The organism is Isoptericola dokdonensis DS-3, from assembly GCF_001636295.1.
Classification (GTDB): domain Bacteria; phylum Actinomycetota; class Actinomycetes; order Actinomycetales; family Cellulomonadaceae; genus Isoptericola; species Isoptericola dokdonensis.
Map to the genome: position 1 here is coordinate 176,299 of NZ_CP014209.1, position 16,665 is coordinate 192,963.

Genomic DNA, 16,665 nt, shown 5'->3' on the forward strand with positions numbered 1-16,665 from the left:
CCCGAAGGAGTCCCCCGTGGTGCACACCGCAGTCCTGGTCGCCGAGGAAGCCGCCGAGCACGCGTCGGCCATCAGCCCCCTCCTGCTCGGGGTGCTCGCCTTCGGAGGCTTCGTCGTCGCGCTGCTCGCGACGTACGCCTTCCGCCACGCGAACAACAAGCACTGACCACCCCCGGGGGTCCCGTGAACGACCAGCGTCGTCCCCGCGTCGGGGTCATGGGGGGGACGTTCGACCCCGTCCACCACGGGCACCTGGTGGCGGCGAGCGAGGCCGCCGCGCTGCTCGAGCTGGACGAGGTCGTCTTCGTCCCGACCGGCAAGCCGAGCTTCAAGCAGTCCACCCGCGTCTCCCCGGCCGAGCACCGGTACCTCATGACGGTGATCGCCACGGCGTCGAACCCGCGGTTCACCGTCAGTCGCGTGGACATCGACCGCCCCGGGCTCACGTACACGGTGGACACGCTGCGCGACCTGCGCGCCGAGCGGCCGGACGCCGACCTGTACTTCATCACCGGTGCGGACGCCATCGCCCAGCTCCTCGGCTGGAAGGACTCCGCCGAGCTCTGGCAGATGGCGCACTTCGTGGCGGTGACGCGGCCGGGCCACCAGCTCACCGTCGACGGGCTCCCGCCCGGTGCGGTGACGACGCTGGAGGTCCCGGCCCTCGCCATCTCCTCCACCGACTGCCGCCGCCGCGCGGCCGCCGGTGAACCTGTCTGGTACCTGGTCCCCGACGGCGTCGTCCAGTACATCGCCAAGCACGGTCTGTATCGAGGTCTTGATGAGTGACAACAGTTCCCGGCCCCTGACCCGGCGGGAGATCCGCGAGCGCGAGCGCGCCGCGGCCGAGGCCGCCGCTGCCCAGGCGTCGCCCGCCCCGGCACCCGCGCCGGTCCCCGGCGCCGGTCCGGCGGCCTTCGGCGGCCCGACGTACGCGTCGGCGCCCGACCCGCGGTCCGCCCCGCCGCCGCCGTCGCGCCGGTCGTTGCGGGAGCAGTCGGCCGCGTCCGCGCCGCAGGCGCCGACCGTCCGGCCGCCGTCCGCGTCGGGCGGCATGCGCAGCGTCGACCAGACGGGTCGCCTCACGCCGGTGCAGGCCCCGACCGGCGACGACGGGCCGCGCACCGTCTCTCCTTCGACGGCCACCGACCGCCCGTCCGGCCCCCCGGCCGGCGGTCCGTCCGCCGGCCCGGCGACGCCCGGTGCCGCACCGCCGCGCCGGACGAGCACGCGCGCCTCCGCCGCACAGCCGTCGTCACCGTTCGGCACGCCGCCGGGTGCGGGGTCGCAGGACTCGCCGCCGGCCCCTCCGTCCCCGTCGGCCCCGGCGTCGCCGTTCGCGGGGCTGTCCGGGGCGCCGTCGTCGGAACCGCCGGCGCCGTCCCCCTTCGGGTCGTCGTCGTCCGGCACGGGCACCCGCTCGCCGTTCGGGCAGACGTCCGCGGGGGAGTCCGCCGGGTCGGCACCCGCCGCGAGCCCGTTCGGGGAGGCCCCCGGCCGACGGTCGGCGTTCGGCGCGACCCCCGCGACGTCCGGGTCGGGGAGCCCCGCACCGAGCCCCTTCCCGACGTCTGCCCCGGCCGAGCGTCCCGCGCCGTCGGCGTGGCCGCCCGCCACGTCGTCGTCCCCGTTCGCCGAGCAGCCCACCACGGTGTCGCCCGGCCTGCCGTGGGGCGGCCCGGCGGCGGCGTCGGAGCCTCCCGCGTCGGTCCCGCCGCCCGCCGGCGCGCCGGAGTCCCCGTTCGGGGCGTTCGGTGCCGGGCCGGTCGGCGCGCCCGACGAGGCGGTGCACGACGACGACGACGAGGACTGGGACGAGGCCGAGCCGTCGTACACCTGGCTGCACTACATCATCCTGGTCGTGCTGGCGTTCGTGCTGGGTCTCCTGCTGTGGAACCTGGTGCTGGCGCAGGGCGACGAGGGCTTCGAGACCGAGCAGGCGTCCGTGGGGACGACCGTCGGGGAACAGGACGGACGATGACCGCGACAGAACGTGCCGTCGAGCTGGCAGTGGTGGCGGCCCGGGCTGCCTCGGACCGCAAGGCGCAGGAGATCATCGCGCTCGACGTCAGCGAGCAGCTGGTGCTGACCGACGTGTTCCTCATCGCCTCGGCGACCAACGAGCGGCAGGTTGTCGCCGTGGTGGACGCGGTCGAGGAGGCGATGCACAAGGCGGGGTCGAAGCTGCTGCGCCGCGAGGGCAAGGCGGAGGCCCGCTGGGTGCTGCTCGACTTCGGCGACGTCGTCGTGCACGTGCAGCACGCCGAGGACCGCGTGTACTACGCGCTGGAGCGGCTTTGGAAGGACTGCCCCGCCGTGGAACTGCCGGAGGACGCCCGGGGCGGCGACGGGGAGGCGGCGCGCGCCGAGTTCGGCGGCGCGACCGACGACGGGGCGATCCGCCTCGACCGGGACGTGTGACCCGGTGGTCGCTCGCACCGTCGTCCTGCTGCGGCACGGGCGGACGGCCTACAACGCCGCGCTGCGGCTGCAGGGCCAGATCGACATCCCCCTCGACGAGGTCGGCCGCTGGCAGGCGGAGGAGGGCGCGTCCGCGCTGATCGCCTCGCACCGCGCGGCCAAGGTGGTGTCCTCGGACCTGACGCGTGCCGCGGACACGGCGGGGGCGTACGCCCGGCTGCTGGACGTGCCGGTCGAGCCGGACGTGCGGCTGCGCGAACGGTCGTTCGGCGACTGGGAGGGCCTCACCGGCGAGGAGATCGCCGCGGGCTGGCCGGAGCAGCACGCGCAGTGGCGCCGCGGCGCCGACCCCGACGGCGTGGGCGCCGAGGCGAAGGCCGTGGTCGCCGAGCGCATGGTCACCGCGGTGCGCGAGCACGCCGAGGCGCTGGACGGTGACGCGTGTCTCGTGGTGGTCTCGCACGGCGCCGCGATCTCGTTGGCGGTCACGGGGCTGCTCGGCCTGGACGCCTCGACGTGGCGCGGGGTCGCCGGTGTGCACAACGTGCACTGGTCCCACCTGCACCGATCCGCCCCGGGGGCCGTCCCGGACTGGCGGCTCGTCGCCCACAACGTGGGTGCCGGATACCCGCTGGACCGCTGGCAGGCGGGTCCGCACGCGGATTTGGAACCTGAGCCGAAGTCTGCCTAAGATATCGATCGTTCCGAGGGGCGAGAGCCCGGAGGAAACGCGCGAATCGGGCTTCTGCCCGGTTCTCGGGGCTGTGGCGCAGCTGGTAGCGCATCTGCATGGCATGCAGAGGGTCAGGGGTTCGAGTCCCCTCAGCTCCACCCGAAGTCGAAGGCCGCTCCTCTCTTGAGGGGCGGCCTTCGTCGTCCCCGGGCCCTCCCCTCCCGTGCGGCTCGGGCCCCGACGGCGCAGGGACGAGTGGCGCACTACTCGTGCCGCCCGCGGCGCTCCGTCGCACGCTCGGTGGTACCGAGCACAGGAGGAGCCATGGAGAGCGTCCACGTCCAGCCCGGGGAGGGCCGGACCTACCGCATGATCGACGGCGACCACGTCGCGAAGGCCGTCGTGCACGACGCCGCGGGGACCTTCGAGGTCTTCGAGGTGATCGCCCCTGCCGCGCCGGCCGCCCCGCCGCACGTCTCGCCGTGGAGCGGCGTGCTGTTCCTCCTGGCGGGCCGCGTCACCGCGCTCGTGGACGGCACCTCGTACGACGTGCGTCCCGGAGGTCTTGTCACGTTCCCGGCAGGGACACCGTGCACGTTCGCCGTCGTCGAGGGGCCGGCCCGGTTCCTCGCGGTCACCTCCGGCGACCGCGCCGGACGGTTCTTCGCCGACCTCGCGGCGGCCGTGCCGCCGGACGCCCCGCCGGAGCAGGCGCTGGCGGCGATCGGGTCGGTGACCCGCCGGCACGGCGTCTCGCTCGAGGGGGCGTGAGCCCGGCCCGTCCGGCACGTAGGCTCCTCGGAGCCGTCGGTCGTCGGCCGCGACGACCGGACCCGAGCCCTCGGGGCGGCACCTGACCCGGGAGGACGAGCTGGCGCACGACCACGGACCACTGTTCCCGCTGCGCAGCGTCGTGCTGGGCGCGTTCGCCCCGACGCTGGTGCTGGAGATCGGCATCGGGGCGATGCTGCCGGTCGTCGCGGCCACGGCCACCGGGCGCGGCGCGTCGCTGACGGTGGCGGGGCTGGTCGCCGCCCTGCTGGGTGTCGGCAAGATCCTCTTCGACCTGCCCGCCGGCGCGCTGGCGCAACGCTGGGGCGACCGGACGGCGATGCTGCTCGCCGGTCTGGTCGCGGCGGCGGCGTTCTCGACGATCGCCCTGACCGACACCCTCGCCGGGCTCGCGGCCGGGGTGCTGGCCCTCGGGGCGGCGAACGCGGTGTTCAACCTCGCCCGGCAGTCGTACCTCACGGCGGTGACCCCGCCGCTGCGCCGGGCGCGGGTGCTCTCCACGCTGGCGGGGGTGCACCGCATCGGACTGTTCGTCGGACCGTTCGCCGGGGCGGCCGTCATCGCCGCGACGTCGGTGCGCGGCGCGTTCTGGCTCGGCACGGGCGCGGCGCTGACGGCCGTGCTGATCCTGGTGCTGGTCGGCCCGGACGCCGACGACGCCGCTGCGGCCCGGCCCGCGGCCGCACCGGGGACGAAGGTGTCGATCCGCGCGGTGGCGCGCGAGCACCGGCACCTGTTCGCGACCCTGGGGCTGGCGATCGCGCTGGTCGCCGCCGTCCGCGGCGCCCGGCAGACGGTCATCCCGCTGTGGGGCGAGCACCTGGGCCTCGACGCGGAGGTGACGTCGCTGCTGTTCGGGCTGTCCGGCGCGCTCGACATGCTGCTCTTCTACCCGGCGGGCAAGGTGATGGACCGGTTCGGCCGGCTCTGGGTGGCGGTGCCGTCGATGCTCGTCATGGCGGTGGGGCTGGCGATCCTGCCGTTCATGCACACCGTCGCCGGGGCGGCGGTGGCCGCGGCGGTGCTGGGCGTCGGCAACGGGATGGGCTCGGGGATCGTCATGACGCTCGGGGCGGACGTCGCCCCGGCCGCCACGCGCCCGACGTTCCTGTCGGTGTGGCGCCTGTTCCAGGACACGGGGGACGCCGTCGGCCCGCTCGTGCTGGCGGGCGGCGCCGCGCTCGGCTCCCTCGCCGCGGGCGTCTGGGCGACCGCCGTGCTCGGCGCCGGGTCGGCCGCCGCCCTCGCCCGGTGGGTGCCCCGGTACTCGCCGCTGGCGAACCTGCGTCGTCGCCCTCGTCTTTGACGCCGGTGCGCCAGGGGACGTCCGGTGCGGACACGCCCGGGGGACCTCCCCGCCTTGACAGGTGTGACCGGGGCCACGTAGTTGTGGGCGATGGAGGCGTTCGAGAGGTGGGAGTCCGAGGTCCGCAGCTACAGCCGGGCCTTTCCGACGGTGTTCGCCAGCGCGTCGGGGGCGCGGCAGGTGGACGAGCAGGGACGAAGTTTCCTCGACTTCTTCGCCGGTGCGGGGGTGCTGAACTTCGGGCACAACGACCCGCGCATGAAGCGGGCCATGATCGAGTTCCTCGAGGCCGACGGCGTGGCGCACAGCCTGGACATGGCCACCACGACCAAGCGTGACTTCCTGGAGAAGTTCGCCGCGACCGTCCTCGAGCCGCGCGGCATGGACGTGCGGATGCAGTTCACCGGCCCCACGGGGACCAACGCCGTGGAGGCGGCCCTCAAGCTGGCGCGCAAGGTCACGGGACGGCCCGACGTCGTCGCGTTCACGCACGGGTTCCACGGCATGACGCTGGGGTCGCTCGCCCTGACCGGCAACGACTACTTCCGCGCCGCCGCAGGGGTGCCGCTGGACCACGTGCTGCGGGTGCCGTTCGAGACGGCGCCCGGGGGCGGCACGGCCGCGCTGGACCAGCTCCGGGCCCTGCTCGCCGACCCGTCGAGCGGGATGGCGCCGCCGGCGGCGTTCGTCGTCGAGGTGATCCAGGCCGAGGGCGGGGTCAACGTGGCGAGCGCGGGGTGGCTGCGCGCCGTGCGCGACCTCGCCCGCGACGTCGGCGCGCTGTTCGTCGTCGACGAGATCCAGGTGGGCTGCGGGCGTACCGGCTCCTACTTCAGCTTCGACGGCATGGGGCTGGACCCCGACGTCGTGTGCCTCGCCAAGGGGATCGGCGGGTACGGCACGCCGCTCGCGATGAACCTCGTCCGGCCCGAGCTCGACGCGCACTGGTCGCCCGGTGAGCACACGGGCACGTTCCGCGGCCAGGGCCTGAGCTTCGTGGCGGGCCGTGTGGCGCTGACGTACTTCGACGACGACGAGCTGATGTCCCGCGTGCGGGCCCGCGGCGAGCGGATGGCCGCCGCGCTGACGGACCTCGCCGCCGACGTCGGCGCGGGCTACGAGGTCCGCGGACGCGGCATGATCCAGGGCCTCGACGTCGGCGACGGCGCGCTGGCGAAGGCCGTCGCGGCGGCCTGCTTCGAGGCGGGGCTGCTCGTGGGCCCCTGCGGCACGGGCGGCCGGGTGCTCAAGCTCGTCCCCCCGCTGACCATCGACGACGACGACCTGGCCGAGGGGCTCGACGTCCTCGCCGCCGCGGTGCGACGCACCGCCTGACCCCGACGGGAGACCACCGTGCGCCAGCGCGACGACATGACCTTCCCGTTCTCCGAGTACGAGCGCCGTCTCGCCGAGCTGCGCGGCCGTATGGCCGACCGCCTGCTCGACGCGGTGGTCATCAGCGACCCGGAGAACCTCATGTACCTCACCGACTACCAGACGACCGGGTACTCCTTCTTCCAGGCGCTCGTGGTGCCGCTGAGCGACGAGCCGTTCATGATCACCCGCGCGATGGAGGAGTCGAACGTCCACGCCCGCACCTGGGTGGAGCTGACCCGCCCCTACCCGGACACCGGCGACGCCATCCAGGGGCTCGTGCACGCGCTGCGCGAGTTCGGGCTGCACACCAAGGACATCGGGTACGAGCGCAACAGCTACTACTTCCCGGCCTACCACCAGGACTACGTCCACACCGCGCTCACGGACGGCCGGCTCGTCGACTGCTTCGGCATCGTCGAGGAGGGGCGGATCTGCAAGTCGGAGCACGAGATCGAGGTCATGCGCCGGGCCGCCCGGGCGACCGAGGTCGGCATGCGTGCCGGGATCGAGGCGTGCGCCGCCGGGGTGACGGAGAACGACGTCGCCGCGGAGATCAGCGCGGCGATGTTCCGGGCGGGCGGGGAGTTCCCCGCGGTCATGCCGTACGTGACGTCCGGGCCGCGCACGATGATCGGGCACGCCACCTGGGAGGGCCGGGTGGTGCAGCCGGGCGAGCACGTGTTCCTCGAGGTGGGGGGCTGCTTCCGCCGCTATCACACGGCGATGATGCGCACGGTGGTGCTCGACGAGCTGTCGCCGTCGATGGCCGTCGCGCAGGAGCGCATGAAGCTGGCACTGCGCGAGGTGGAGGCGGCGATCCGGCCCGGCCTGACGGTGTCCGACGCCGACAACATCGTGCGCAGCATCATCACGGACAACGGGGTGGGCGCCCGCCTCATCACCCGGTCGGGCTACTCGATCGGGATCGCGTTCCCGCCGAGCTGGGACGAGGGCTACATCGCCAGCCTCAACCAGGGCAACCCGGCGATCCTGCGCGAGGGGATGACGTTCCACATCATCCCGTGGATGTGGGGCGTGGACGGGGACAAGACCGTCGGGATCTCCGACACGGTCCACGTCACGGCCCGCGGCTGCGAGTCGTTCTTCACCCTGGACCAGGACTTCACGTGCAAGCCGGAGCACGCCGCGTCGTCGGCGCCCGTGCCGGACCCGACACCGCTGCGGCCCGAGCCCGAGGTCGCCTGAGAGGAGCACGGATGCTGATCGCGACCGACCCGACGACGGGCGTCGTCGTCCGCGAGGCGGAGGCGGCGGGACCCGACCGGGTGGAGGCGGTGCTGGCCGCCGCCGAACGGGCCCGTTCCGCCTGGTGGGACCTCGGGCTCGACGGGCGCGGCGCGGTGCTGCAGGCCGTGGCGGAGCTGCTGCGCGAGCGCACCGAGCCGCTCGCGGCCCTCATGACGCAGGAGATGGGCAAGCCGGTGACCGAGGCGCGGGCCGAGGTGGCCAAGGCCGCCTGGTGCTTCGAGCACTACGCCGAGCACGGCGCCGCTTACCTCGCGCCGGAGACCATCGCCTCGGACGCGACCCGCAGCTACGTCCAGCACCTCCCGCTCGGCACCGTGCTCGGCGTGCTGCCCTGGAACGCACCGCTGTGGCTGTGGTCCCGGTTCGCGGCTCCCGCGCTCATGGCGGGCAACACGTGCGTCATGAAGCACGACCCACACGTGCCGGGGTGCGCGCACGCGATCGCCGAGGTCGTCGCGGACGCCCTCGCGGCGCGTGGCGCACCGGCCGGGGCGTTCGCGGACCTTCCGGTGGAGACGGCCGACGTCGCCGCGGTGATCCGGGACCCCCGCATCGACGCGGTCTCGTTCACCGGGTCGGCCCGGGGCGGCTCGGCGGTGGCGAGCGTGGCGGCCGCCGAGATCAAGCCGACCGTGCTGGAGCTGGGCGGGTCGGACCCGTGCGTCGTGCTCGCGGACGCCGACCTCGACGCGGCGGCGGACACCATCACGCTGTCCCGGATCATCAACGCCGGGCAGTCCTGCATCGCCGCGAAGCGGGTGATCGTCGAGGCGTCCGTCCACGACGACCTCGTGGAGCGGCTGCACGACCGGCTGGCGCGGCTGGTGGTGGGGGACCCGGCTCACGAGAGCACCCAGGTCGGGCCGATCGCCCGCGACGACCTGCGCCGCGAGCTGCACCGCCAGGTCTCCGAGACGGTCGACGCGGGCGCGACGCTCCTGCTGGGCGGCGAGCTGCCCGACGGTCCGGGCTTCTTCTACCCGGTCACCCTCCTGACCGGCGTCACCGAGGACATGACGGCCTGCCGGGAGGAGACGTTCGGACCGGTCATGGTCGTGCTGTCCGCCACCGACGCCGACGACGCCGTCGCGACGGCCAACCGGACGCCCTACGGGCTCGCGGCGAGCGTCTGGTCGACGGCCGAGCGCGGCGAGGCGATCGCGCCCCGGATCATGGCCGGGCAGGTCGCGGTCAACGGCATCGTCAAGACCGATCCCCGGCTCCCGAGCGGCGGCGTCAAGCGGTCCGGGTACGGGCGCGAGCTCGGGCCGCACGGCATCCGGGAGTTCGTCAACGCCCAGCAGGTGTGGGTGGGGCCGCGCCGGGACTGACCGCGACCGTGCGACGGACCGGAGCGGACGACGCGCCCTCCGGGAGGCCTTCCGGCGGACCGCGGGCGAACACTAGGATCGCCGCGTGAGCCGGACCCCCCACGGTGACCGGACGGACCGCGAGCGTCCGCTCCGGGTCGTGCGCGCGGTCGTGCTGGCCGCGGTCACCGTGGCCTGTTCGGCGGGCGCCCACACGGCGGCCGGCGGGGGCCTGCCGGACGCCGTGGGCGTCGCGCTGCTCGGCGCCCTGACGCTTGTGGTCACGGGTGTCCTCGGCCGGTGGCGCCTGACCCCGTGGACGCTCGTGCCCGTGCTGGGCGCCCTCCAGGTGGGGCTCCACCACGGCTTCCAGGCGCTCTCCGCGTCCCGGGCGGTCGCGCCGTCCGCCGCGACGCAGCTCGCCCACCAGGCCGGGCACGATGCCGGGCACGGCGAGTCAGGTCTCCTGGTCGCCGCCGAGCTCGCCGCCGCGGCCCGCCCCGACCTGGTCGCCCACGCGGCCGGGCACCTGCAGCCGGGGATGCTCGCCGCGCACGCGCTCGCCGTCGTGGCGATCACGGTGCTCGCGGTCGGCAGCGACCGCGCCCTGGCCCGGACGGTGCGCCGGTTCACCGCGACGCTCGTCGTGCTGGCTCGCGCCGGCGTCCCGCGGCGCGAGCCCGCACGGCCCGTGGTCCCGGTGGGGCTCGTGGCGTCGCCGCTGACCCCCGCGCTGGCCCGCACCCTGCCACGGCGCGGCCCGCCGGCGGCCCTGCGCACCGCCTGAGCCTCCCGACCCTGCACGGCACGGTCGGCGGCTGCCGCACACCGTCGTGCGGCGCGCGGTGCCGCACCCGCCCACCCCCGACCGAACGGCGCGCCCCGGCCTCGTCCGGCGACCGCGCGCACCCTCCGAGAAGAGGACCACCGTGACCACCGCACCCTCGACCACCTCCGCGACGCCCGCCGGGCCGTCGACGCCCCCGTCCGCGCCACCGACCCCGCCGCAGGGCTCCCGGCTGTGGGTCGCCCTGCAGCCGATCCTGCTGCGGCTGCACTTCTACGCCGGCATCCTCGTCGGCCCGTTCCTCCTGGTCGCCGCGACGACGGGCCTGCTGTACACGCTCGCCCCGACGATCGAGCGGACGATGTACGACGACCTGCTCGTCGTCGAGCAGGTCGGCGACACCACCGCCCCGCTGTCCGCGCAGGTGGCCGCCGCCCGCGCCGCCCATCCCGAGGGCACCATCAGCGCCGTCGAGGTGGCCGGTGACCCGGAGACCACCACGCGGGTGGTCCTCGCCGTCGACGGCCTGCCCGAGGGTGCCGCGCGCACCGTGTTCGTCGACCCGTACACCGCCCAGGTCGCCGGGGACTCGTTGACCTACGGCCAGTGGCTGCCCGCGCGGGAGTGGATCGAGACCCTGCACTCCTCGCTGCACCTCGGGACGGTCGGCACGCTGTACTCCGAGCTCGCCGCGTCGTGGCTGTGGGTCGTGGTTCTCGGCGGCCTCGCGATGTGGGTCGCGCGGGCCGTCCGCAAGAAGCGCACCGCGCGAGCGCTGCTCGTGCCCGAGCGGGGGAGGCCGGGACGCCGGCGCACGCTGTCGTGGCACGGCGTCGTCGGGATCCTCGCCGCGACCGGCCTGCTCGTGCTGTCCGTCACCGGCCTGACCTGGTCGGAACACGCCGGCGCCCGGATCGGCGACCTGCGGTCGGCGCTCTCCACGCCCGCCCCCGAGCTCGACACGGCCCTCACCGCGGGCTACGACGCCGAGGCCGACCCGCACGCGGAGCACGGCAGCGTCGCCGGGGCGATCGAGGACCACTACCTCGAGCACGGCGCGTCGTGGGACGGGCTCACCGCGGCGGCCGAGCGGGAGGGCCTCGTCGCGCCGTACCGGGTCACCCCGCCCGCGACGCACCACGAGGCGTGGACCGTCACCGAGGCGGCGACGTCCTGGCCGATGGACAACGACGCGATCGCCGTCCACGGGTTCAGCGGCGAGGTCCTCGACCGGGTCGACTTCGAGGACGAGCCGTTCCTGGCCAAGCTCAGCTCGTGGGGCATCTACTTCCACCTCGGCATGCTGTTCGGCCTGCCGAACCTGCTGTTCCTGGCGGCGACGGCGCTCGGGCTGGTCGTCCTGGTCGTGCTGGGGTACCGGATGTGGTGGCAGCGTCGTCCGACGCGGCAGCAGGGACGTGGCCCGGGCCCGTTGCTCGGTCGCGGTGCGCTGCGCCAGGCGCCCCTGTGGCTGACGGTGGTGCTGTTCGCCCTCGCGGCAGGGGCGGCGTACTACGTGCCGCTGTTCGGCCTCACCCTGGCGGCGTTCCTGGTCGTCGACGTCCTGCTCGGGCTGCGCGCCCGGCGCCGGGCGCGCACGAGCTGACGCCCCGGGCGCCTCACGCCGTGGTCGTCCGGTGCGTGAGGAAGTCGAGCCACGACCGTCACGGCGCCGTTCCCCCGGCGAAATGCGCCTCCACCACGCTGTTCCCCAGAGGCCCGGTCCGACGACGTGCCGGGCGGGACGACGACGGAGGGGGAGCTGACGTGGACTACGTCAAGCCGAACGAGCTGGTCACGGCCATGATCGACGCGGGTGAGTCGAAGGTGCACCTGTCGACCCGGGACACGCTCATCCGCGCGTTCATGGGCGCCGCCCTGCTGACGATGGCGGCGGCGTTCGCCGTGACGGTCTCCACGCAGACCGGCGACCCGCTGCTCGGCGCGGTGCTGTTCCCGGTCGGCTTCATCCTGCTGTACCTGCTGGGCTACGACCTGCTGACCGGGGTGTTCACCCTCGCCCCGCTGGCCCTGCTCGACAAGCGCCCGGGCGTGACCGTCAAGGCCGTGCTGCGCAACTGGGGCCTCGTGTTCGTCGGCAACTTCGCCGGCGCGTTCATGGTGGCGGTGCTCATGGTCATCTACTTCACCTACGCGTGGTCGGTGGAGCCCGGCGAGGTCGGTCAGGCGATCGGGCACATCGGCGAGGGCCGCACCCTCGGGTACGCCGAGCACGGCGCGGCGGGCATGCTCACGCTGTTCGTGCGCGGGGTCCTGTGCAACTGGATGGTCTCCACCGGCGTCGTGGCCGCGATGGTCTCGCGCTCGGTGATCGGCAAGGTCGTCGGCATGTGGATGCCGATCATGCTGTTCTTCTACATGGGTTTCGAGCACTCGATCGTCAACATGTTCCTGTTCCCGGCGGGTCTGCTGCTCGGCGCGGAGTTCACGATCATGGACTACCTGGTCTGGAACGAGATCCCCACCGTCGTCGGGAACCTCGTCGGCGGCCTGACCTTCGTGGGGCTGATGCTCTACACCACCCACTACCGCACCAAGCCGCGGCGGGACGCCGGGGTGACCGCGCCGGTGCCTGCGGCGGCCTCCGAGACCGACGGCGACGCGCTGGTGCCGGCCGGCCGCTGACCACCCGCCGGCACCCTCCCGGACCGCGCCGGACCGGCCGCACCGCTGAGACCCCGTCTCGCGGTGCGGTCGGTCCTCGTGCGTCCACCCCCGCCCGCGGTAGGTTGCGAACGCTCTCGACCAAAGGAGGTCCGGACCATGCTGATCGGGGTGCCCCGTGAGACGCGTGCCGGCGAACGTCTCGTCGCCGCCACGCCCGCCACCGTGCGCAAGCTGACCGCGCTCGGCCACGACGTCGTCGTCGAGGCCGGAGCCGGCGCAGGCGCCGCCCTGCCCGACGACGCCTACGCCGAGGCCGGTGCCCGCGTCGCCGGTGCCGCCGAGGTCTGGGCCGCCGACGTCGTCACGTGCGTCAACGCGCCCGCGCCCGCCGACGTCGACCGGCTCCGTCCCGGCGCGACGCTGGTCGCGCAGCTCGCCCCGGCGTCGCGGCCCGAGCTCGTCGAGGCGCTCGCCGCCCGACAGGTGTCGGCGCTGGCGCTCGACGCCGTGCCGCGCATCTCGCGCGCGCAGTCCCTGGACGTGCTGTCAGCGCAGTCGAACGTCGCCGGGTACCGGGCCGTGGTGGAGGCCGCCGAGGAGTTCGGCGGCATGTTCACCGGCCAGGTCACCGCGGCCGGGTCGACGCCGCCCGCGACGGTGTTCGTCATCGGCGCCGGCGTGGCGGGGCTCGCCGCGATCGGCACCGCGTCCTCGCTGGGCGCCGAGGTGCGGGCCTTCGACGTGCGGCCCGAGGTGGGCGAGCAGATCGAGTCCATGGGTGCGACGTTCGTGCAGGCCGCGGGCGCCGCCCAGGAGGTCAGCACCGACGGGTACGCCCGCGCGCTCACCTCCGACCAGGAGGCCGCCACCCTCGCCACCTACGCCGCGGAGTCCGCCCGCGCCGACGTCGTCATCACCACGGCGCTCGTCCGGGGCACGGCGCCCACCACGATCACCGCCGAGATGGTCGCCGCCATGCGACCCGGCTCGGTGGTCGTCGACCTCGCCGCCGCCGGGGGCGGCAACTGCGAGCTCACGGTGCCGGGGGAGCGGTTCGTCAGCGACAACGGCGTCGTCGTCCTCGGGTACACCGACCTGCCCGGCCGGCTGCCCCGGCACACGTCGCAGCTGCTGGGCACCAACGTCGTCAACCTGCTGACCCTGCTCACGCCCGGCAAGGACGGCGCGCTCGTCCTCGACCTCGACGACGTCGTGGTGCGCGGCATGACCGTCGCCCACGCCGGCGAGGTCCTGTGGCCGCCGCCGCCGGTGCAGGTGTCCGCCGCCCCGGCGGCCCCGCCGCCACCCGAGGCGCCACCGGGCCCGTCACCGGCCGAGCTGGCCGCGCAGCAGCGGTTGCGCGGCCGGCGCCGCACCGTGCTCGCCGCCCTGGGCGCCGTCGTCGCCGGGCTGGCGATCGCGGCGTCCCCGCCGGACGCCGTCGGCCACTTCACCGTCTTCGCCCTCGCCGTCGTCGTGGGCTTCTACGTCATCAGCGCCGTGACGCACGCCCTGCACACGCCGCTCATGGCCCAGACCAACGCGATCAGCGGCATCATCCTCGTCGGTGCGCTGCTGCAGATCGGGGTCGACGACTGGCTCGTCACGGGCCTCGCGGTCGTGGCGGCGTCGGTCGCGTGCATCAACGTGTTCGGCGGGTTCCTGGTCGCGAACCGGATGATCCGCATGTTCCGGCGCGGAGCGCCCACCACCGGGGAGGCGGCCCGATGACGGTCCTGTCGGCCGTGCAGGCCACCTACGTGATCGCCGGCGTGCTGTTCATCCTGTCGCTCGCGGGCCTGTCGAAGCAGGAGTCCGCCCGCCGGGGCAACGTGCTCGGGATCCTCGGCATGGCGCTGGCGATCGTCGCCACCATCGCCCTCGCCCTCGAGACCTCCGAGCGGCCGTGGCAGGTCACGGCCGCCCTGATCCTCGTGGTGCTGCTCGTCGGCGCCGGGGTCGGGACGTGGCGGGTCCGGCGCGTCGAGATGACGCAGATGCCCGAGCTCATCGCGCTGCTGCACTCGTTCGTCGGCCTCGCCGCCGTGCTCGTCGGGTTCGGGTCGTTCCTGACCTCCGACCACGCCGAGACCGTGCACCTGGTCGAGGTGTACCTCGGCGTGCTCATCGGTGCCGTCACGTTCACCGGGTCCATCGTGGCGAACCTCAAGCTCTCCGCGCGGATCCGCTCCGCGCCGCTGACGCTCCCGGGGCGCAACTGGCTCAACCTCGCGATGCTGGTCGTCTCCGCCGTGCTGCTCGCCTGGTTCCTCGACGCCGCCCGCGGCGGCGCCGACGGCGCCGCGCTCACCGCGCTCGTGCTCATGACGCTCGTCGCGCTCGCGCTCGGCTGGCACCTCGTGGCGTCCATCGGCGGCGGGGACATGCCCGTCGTCGTGTCGATGCTCAACTCGTACTCGGGGTGGGCCGCGGCCGCGGCCGGGTTCATGCTCGGCAACGACCTGCTCATCATCACCGGCGCCCTCGTGGGATCCTCCGGTGCGATCCTGTCCTACCTCATGTGCCAGGCGATGAACCGCTCGTTCGTCTCGGTGATCCTCGGCGGGTTCGGGGCCGAGACCGGCACCGTCGCCGCGCAGGGCGTCGACGGCGAGCACCGCGAGACGTTCCCCGCCGAGGTCGCCGAGCTGCTCACCGCGGCCCGGTCCGTGGCGATCGTGCCCGGCTACGGCATGGCCGTCGCCAAGGCGCAGTACCCCGTCGCCGACCTCACCGAGAAGCTGCGGGCGCGGGGCGTGGAGGTGCGCTTCGGCATCCACCCCGTGGCCGGCCGGCTGCCCGGCCACATGAACGTCCTGCTCGCCGAGGCGAAGGTGCCGTACGACGTCGTGCTCGGCATGGACGAGATCAACGGCGACCTGCCCGCCACCGACGTCGTGCTCGTCATCGGCGCCAACGACACCGTCAACCCGGCCGCCCAGGACGACCCCGGGTCACCCATCGCGGGCATGCCCGTGCTGGAGGTCTGGAAGGCCCGCGACGTCGTCGTGTTCAAGCGGTCCATGGCCACGGGGTACGCGGGCGTGCAGAACCCGCTGTTCTTCCGCGAGAACACCGCGATGCTGTTCGGGGACGCCAAGGACCAGGTGGAGAAGATCATCCAGTCCCTCTGACCGGTGGTGGCGGTGCGGGTAGGGTCGACGCCCATGAGCAACGCCGCCACCGCCGGACCTCCTGCCGCTCCCGGACCGCTCGCCGTCGTCGGGCCGGGCGCCGTCGGCTGCCTCGTCGCGGCGTTCCTGCACCGTGCGGGCGCCGACGTCGTGCTGGTCGGCCGACCGCGCACGGTCGGGCGGCTCCGGGACGGCCTGCGCGTCGACACCGACCGCTACGGGAGCTGGACCGCCACCGTGCCGGCGACCACCGAGGTGCCGTCCGGCGCCGCCGTCCTGGTCACGGTGAAGGCGGCCGGTCTCGGCGACGTCGTGGGCCAGGTCGCCGGTTCCCGCCCGTCCGAGGTGCTGTCCCTGCTCAACGGGATCGAGCACATGGAGGCCCTGCGCGCGGCGCTGCCCGGTGACGCCGTCGTCGGCGGCGCGTACGCGGGGGAGACGACCCGTGACCTCGACGCGGACGGTCCCGTCGTCGTCCGGCACCGCGGCGAGCTGCTGCGCGTGACCGTGCCGGGGTCGGCGTCCGGCACGGCGGCGGTGGCGGCGCTGCAGGCCTCCGACCTGCCCGTCGTCGTGGACGGCACGGAGACCGAGGTGCTGTGGTCGAAGCTGCGGTTCCTCGCGCCGCTGGCGCTGCTGACCTCGGTGCACCACGACGGGCTCGGGGCGGCCCTGGACATCGACGCCGACCTCACGGCGACGCTCCTGGCGGAGGTCGCAGCCGTGGCGACCGCGGAGGGCGTGCCCACCACGGGCGCCGACCTCGCCGCGATCCTGCACGGCCTGCCGGCCGCGATGCGGTCCTCGCTGCAGGCGGACCTGGAGGCCGGGCACGCGGGCGAGCTGGACGCCATCGGCGGCGCCGTCTCGCGCCGGGGCGCCCGGCACGGCGTGGCGACACCGGCCGTCGACGACGTCGTGGCCCGGCTCGACGCGGAGGTCTGACGCGCACCCGCCCCCGGGACGAC

16 protein-coding genes and 1 tRNA gene are annotated in these 16,665 nt (G+C 74.6%); all 17 read left to right on the top strand.

All coding sequences use genetic code 11. The features are described from left to right. Positions 1-16 precede the first annotated feature (16 nt). The 17 genes from I598_RS17785 (at position 17) to I598_RS00865 (ending at position 16,642) form a co-directional block, all read left to right on the top strand. Complete coding sequence (locus I598_RS17785; protein WP_198155720.1) at positions 17-166, top strand: hypothetical protein; 150 nt, start codon at positions 17-19, stop codon at positions 164-166. Between the two features lie 50 nt (positions 167-216). After that, on the top strand, positions 217-789 hold the full coding sequence (gene nadD / locus I598_RS00790) for a nicotinate-nucleotide adenylyltransferase (RefSeq protein ID WP_068200401.1): 573 nt from the start codon (positions 217-219) through the stop codon (positions 787-789). Continuing rightward, complete coding sequence (locus I598_RS00795) at positions 782-1,981, top strand: hypothetical protein (protein ID WP_068200405.1); 1,200 nt, start codon at positions 782-784, stop codon at positions 1,979-1,981. Before nadD ends, I598_RS00795 begins: the two co-directional genes overlap by 8 nt. Then, complete coding sequence (rsfS, locus tag I598_RS00800; RefSeq protein ID WP_068200409.1) at positions 1,978-2,421, top strand: ribosome silencing factor; 444 nt, start codon at positions 1,978-1,980, stop codon at positions 2,419-2,421. The genes I598_RS00795 and rsfS overlap by 4 nt, the downstream gene beginning before the upstream one ends. A gap of 4 nt (positions 2,422-2,425) precedes the next feature. Then, entirely contained in the window at positions 2,426-3,112 is a 687-nt protein-coding gene (locus tag I598_RS00805; protein WP_068200412.1) for a histidine phosphatase family protein, read from the top strand. Positions 3,113-3,179: 67 nt separating this feature from the next. Then, positions 3,180-3,252, top strand: a tRNA-Ala gene (locus tag I598_RS00810). A 166-nt stretch (positions 3,253-3,418) separates the two neighbouring features. Further along, entirely contained in the window at positions 3,419-3,865 is a 447-nt protein-coding gene (locus tag I598_RS00815) for a cupin domain-containing protein (RefSeq protein ID WP_068200416.1), read from the top strand. Between the two features lie 142 nt (positions 3,866-4,007). Next, entirely contained in the window at positions 4,008-5,192 is a 1,185-nt protein-coding gene (locus I598_RS00820) for an MFS transporter (protein WP_232314222.1), read from the top strand. 90 nt (positions 5,193-5,282) lie between these two features. Further along, positions 5,283-6,527 carry an aspartate aminotransferase family protein gene (locus I598_RS00825; RefSeq protein WP_068200422.1) on the top strand — a complete coding sequence of 415 codons (1,245 nt, stop codon included), beginning with the start codon at positions 5,283-5,285 and terminating at the stop codon, positions 6,525-6,527. A gap of 18 nt (positions 6,528-6,545) precedes the next feature. Beyond that, positions 6,546-7,775 (top strand): ectoine hydrolase, encoded by a 1,230-nt coding sequence (gene doeA, locus I598_RS00830; protein WP_068200425.1) that lies wholly within the window; start codon positions 6,546-6,548, stop codon positions 7,773-7,775. An 11-nt stretch (positions 7,776-7,786) separates the two neighbouring features. Next, positions 7,787-9,169: an NAD-dependent succinate-semialdehyde dehydrogenase gene (locus I598_RS00835; RefSeq protein WP_068200427.1), complete on the top strand. Its 1,383-nt coding sequence runs from the start codon at positions 7,787-7,789 to the stop codon at positions 9,167-9,169. Positions 9,170-9,254: 85 nt separating this feature from the next. After that, entirely contained in the window at positions 9,255-9,935 is a 681-nt protein-coding gene (locus I598_RS00840) for a hypothetical protein (RefSeq protein ID WP_068200430.1), read from the top strand. Between the two features lie 142 nt (positions 9,936-10,077). Beyond that, positions 10,078-11,541: a PepSY-associated TM helix domain-containing protein gene (locus tag I598_RS00845; protein ID WP_068200433.1), complete on the top strand. Its 1,464-nt coding sequence runs from the start codon at positions 10,078-10,080 to the stop codon at positions 11,539-11,541. Positions 11,542-11,702: 161 nt separating this feature from the next. Next, positions 11,703-12,581, top strand: a complete 879-nt coding sequence (locus tag I598_RS00850) for a formate/nitrite transporter family protein (protein ID WP_068200436.1) — start codon at positions 11,703-11,705, stop codon at positions 12,579-12,581. A gap of 138 nt (positions 12,582-12,719) precedes the next feature. Further along, the gene (locus I598_RS00855) at positions 12,720-14,294 is read left to right on the top strand and encodes a Re/Si-specific NAD(P)(+) transhydrogenase subunit alpha (RefSeq protein WP_068200439.1); all 1,575 of its coding nucleotides are present in this window, start codon (positions 12,720-12,722) and stop codon (positions 14,292-14,294) included. Next, a complete protein-coding gene (pntB, locus tag I598_RS00860) occupies positions 14,291-15,697 on the top strand; it encodes a Re/Si-specific NAD(P)(+) transhydrogenase subunit beta (protein ID WP_068200442.1) in 1,407 nt (468 codons plus the stop codon). Before I598_RS00855 ends, pntB begins: the two co-directional genes overlap by 4 nt. A 33-nt stretch (positions 15,698-15,730) precedes the next feature. After that, complete coding sequence (locus tag I598_RS00865; RefSeq protein ID WP_068200445.1) at positions 15,731-16,642, top strand: ketopantoate reductase family protein; 912 nt, start codon at positions 15,731-15,733, stop codon at positions 16,640-16,642. Positions 16,643-16,665 lie beyond the last annotated feature (23 nt).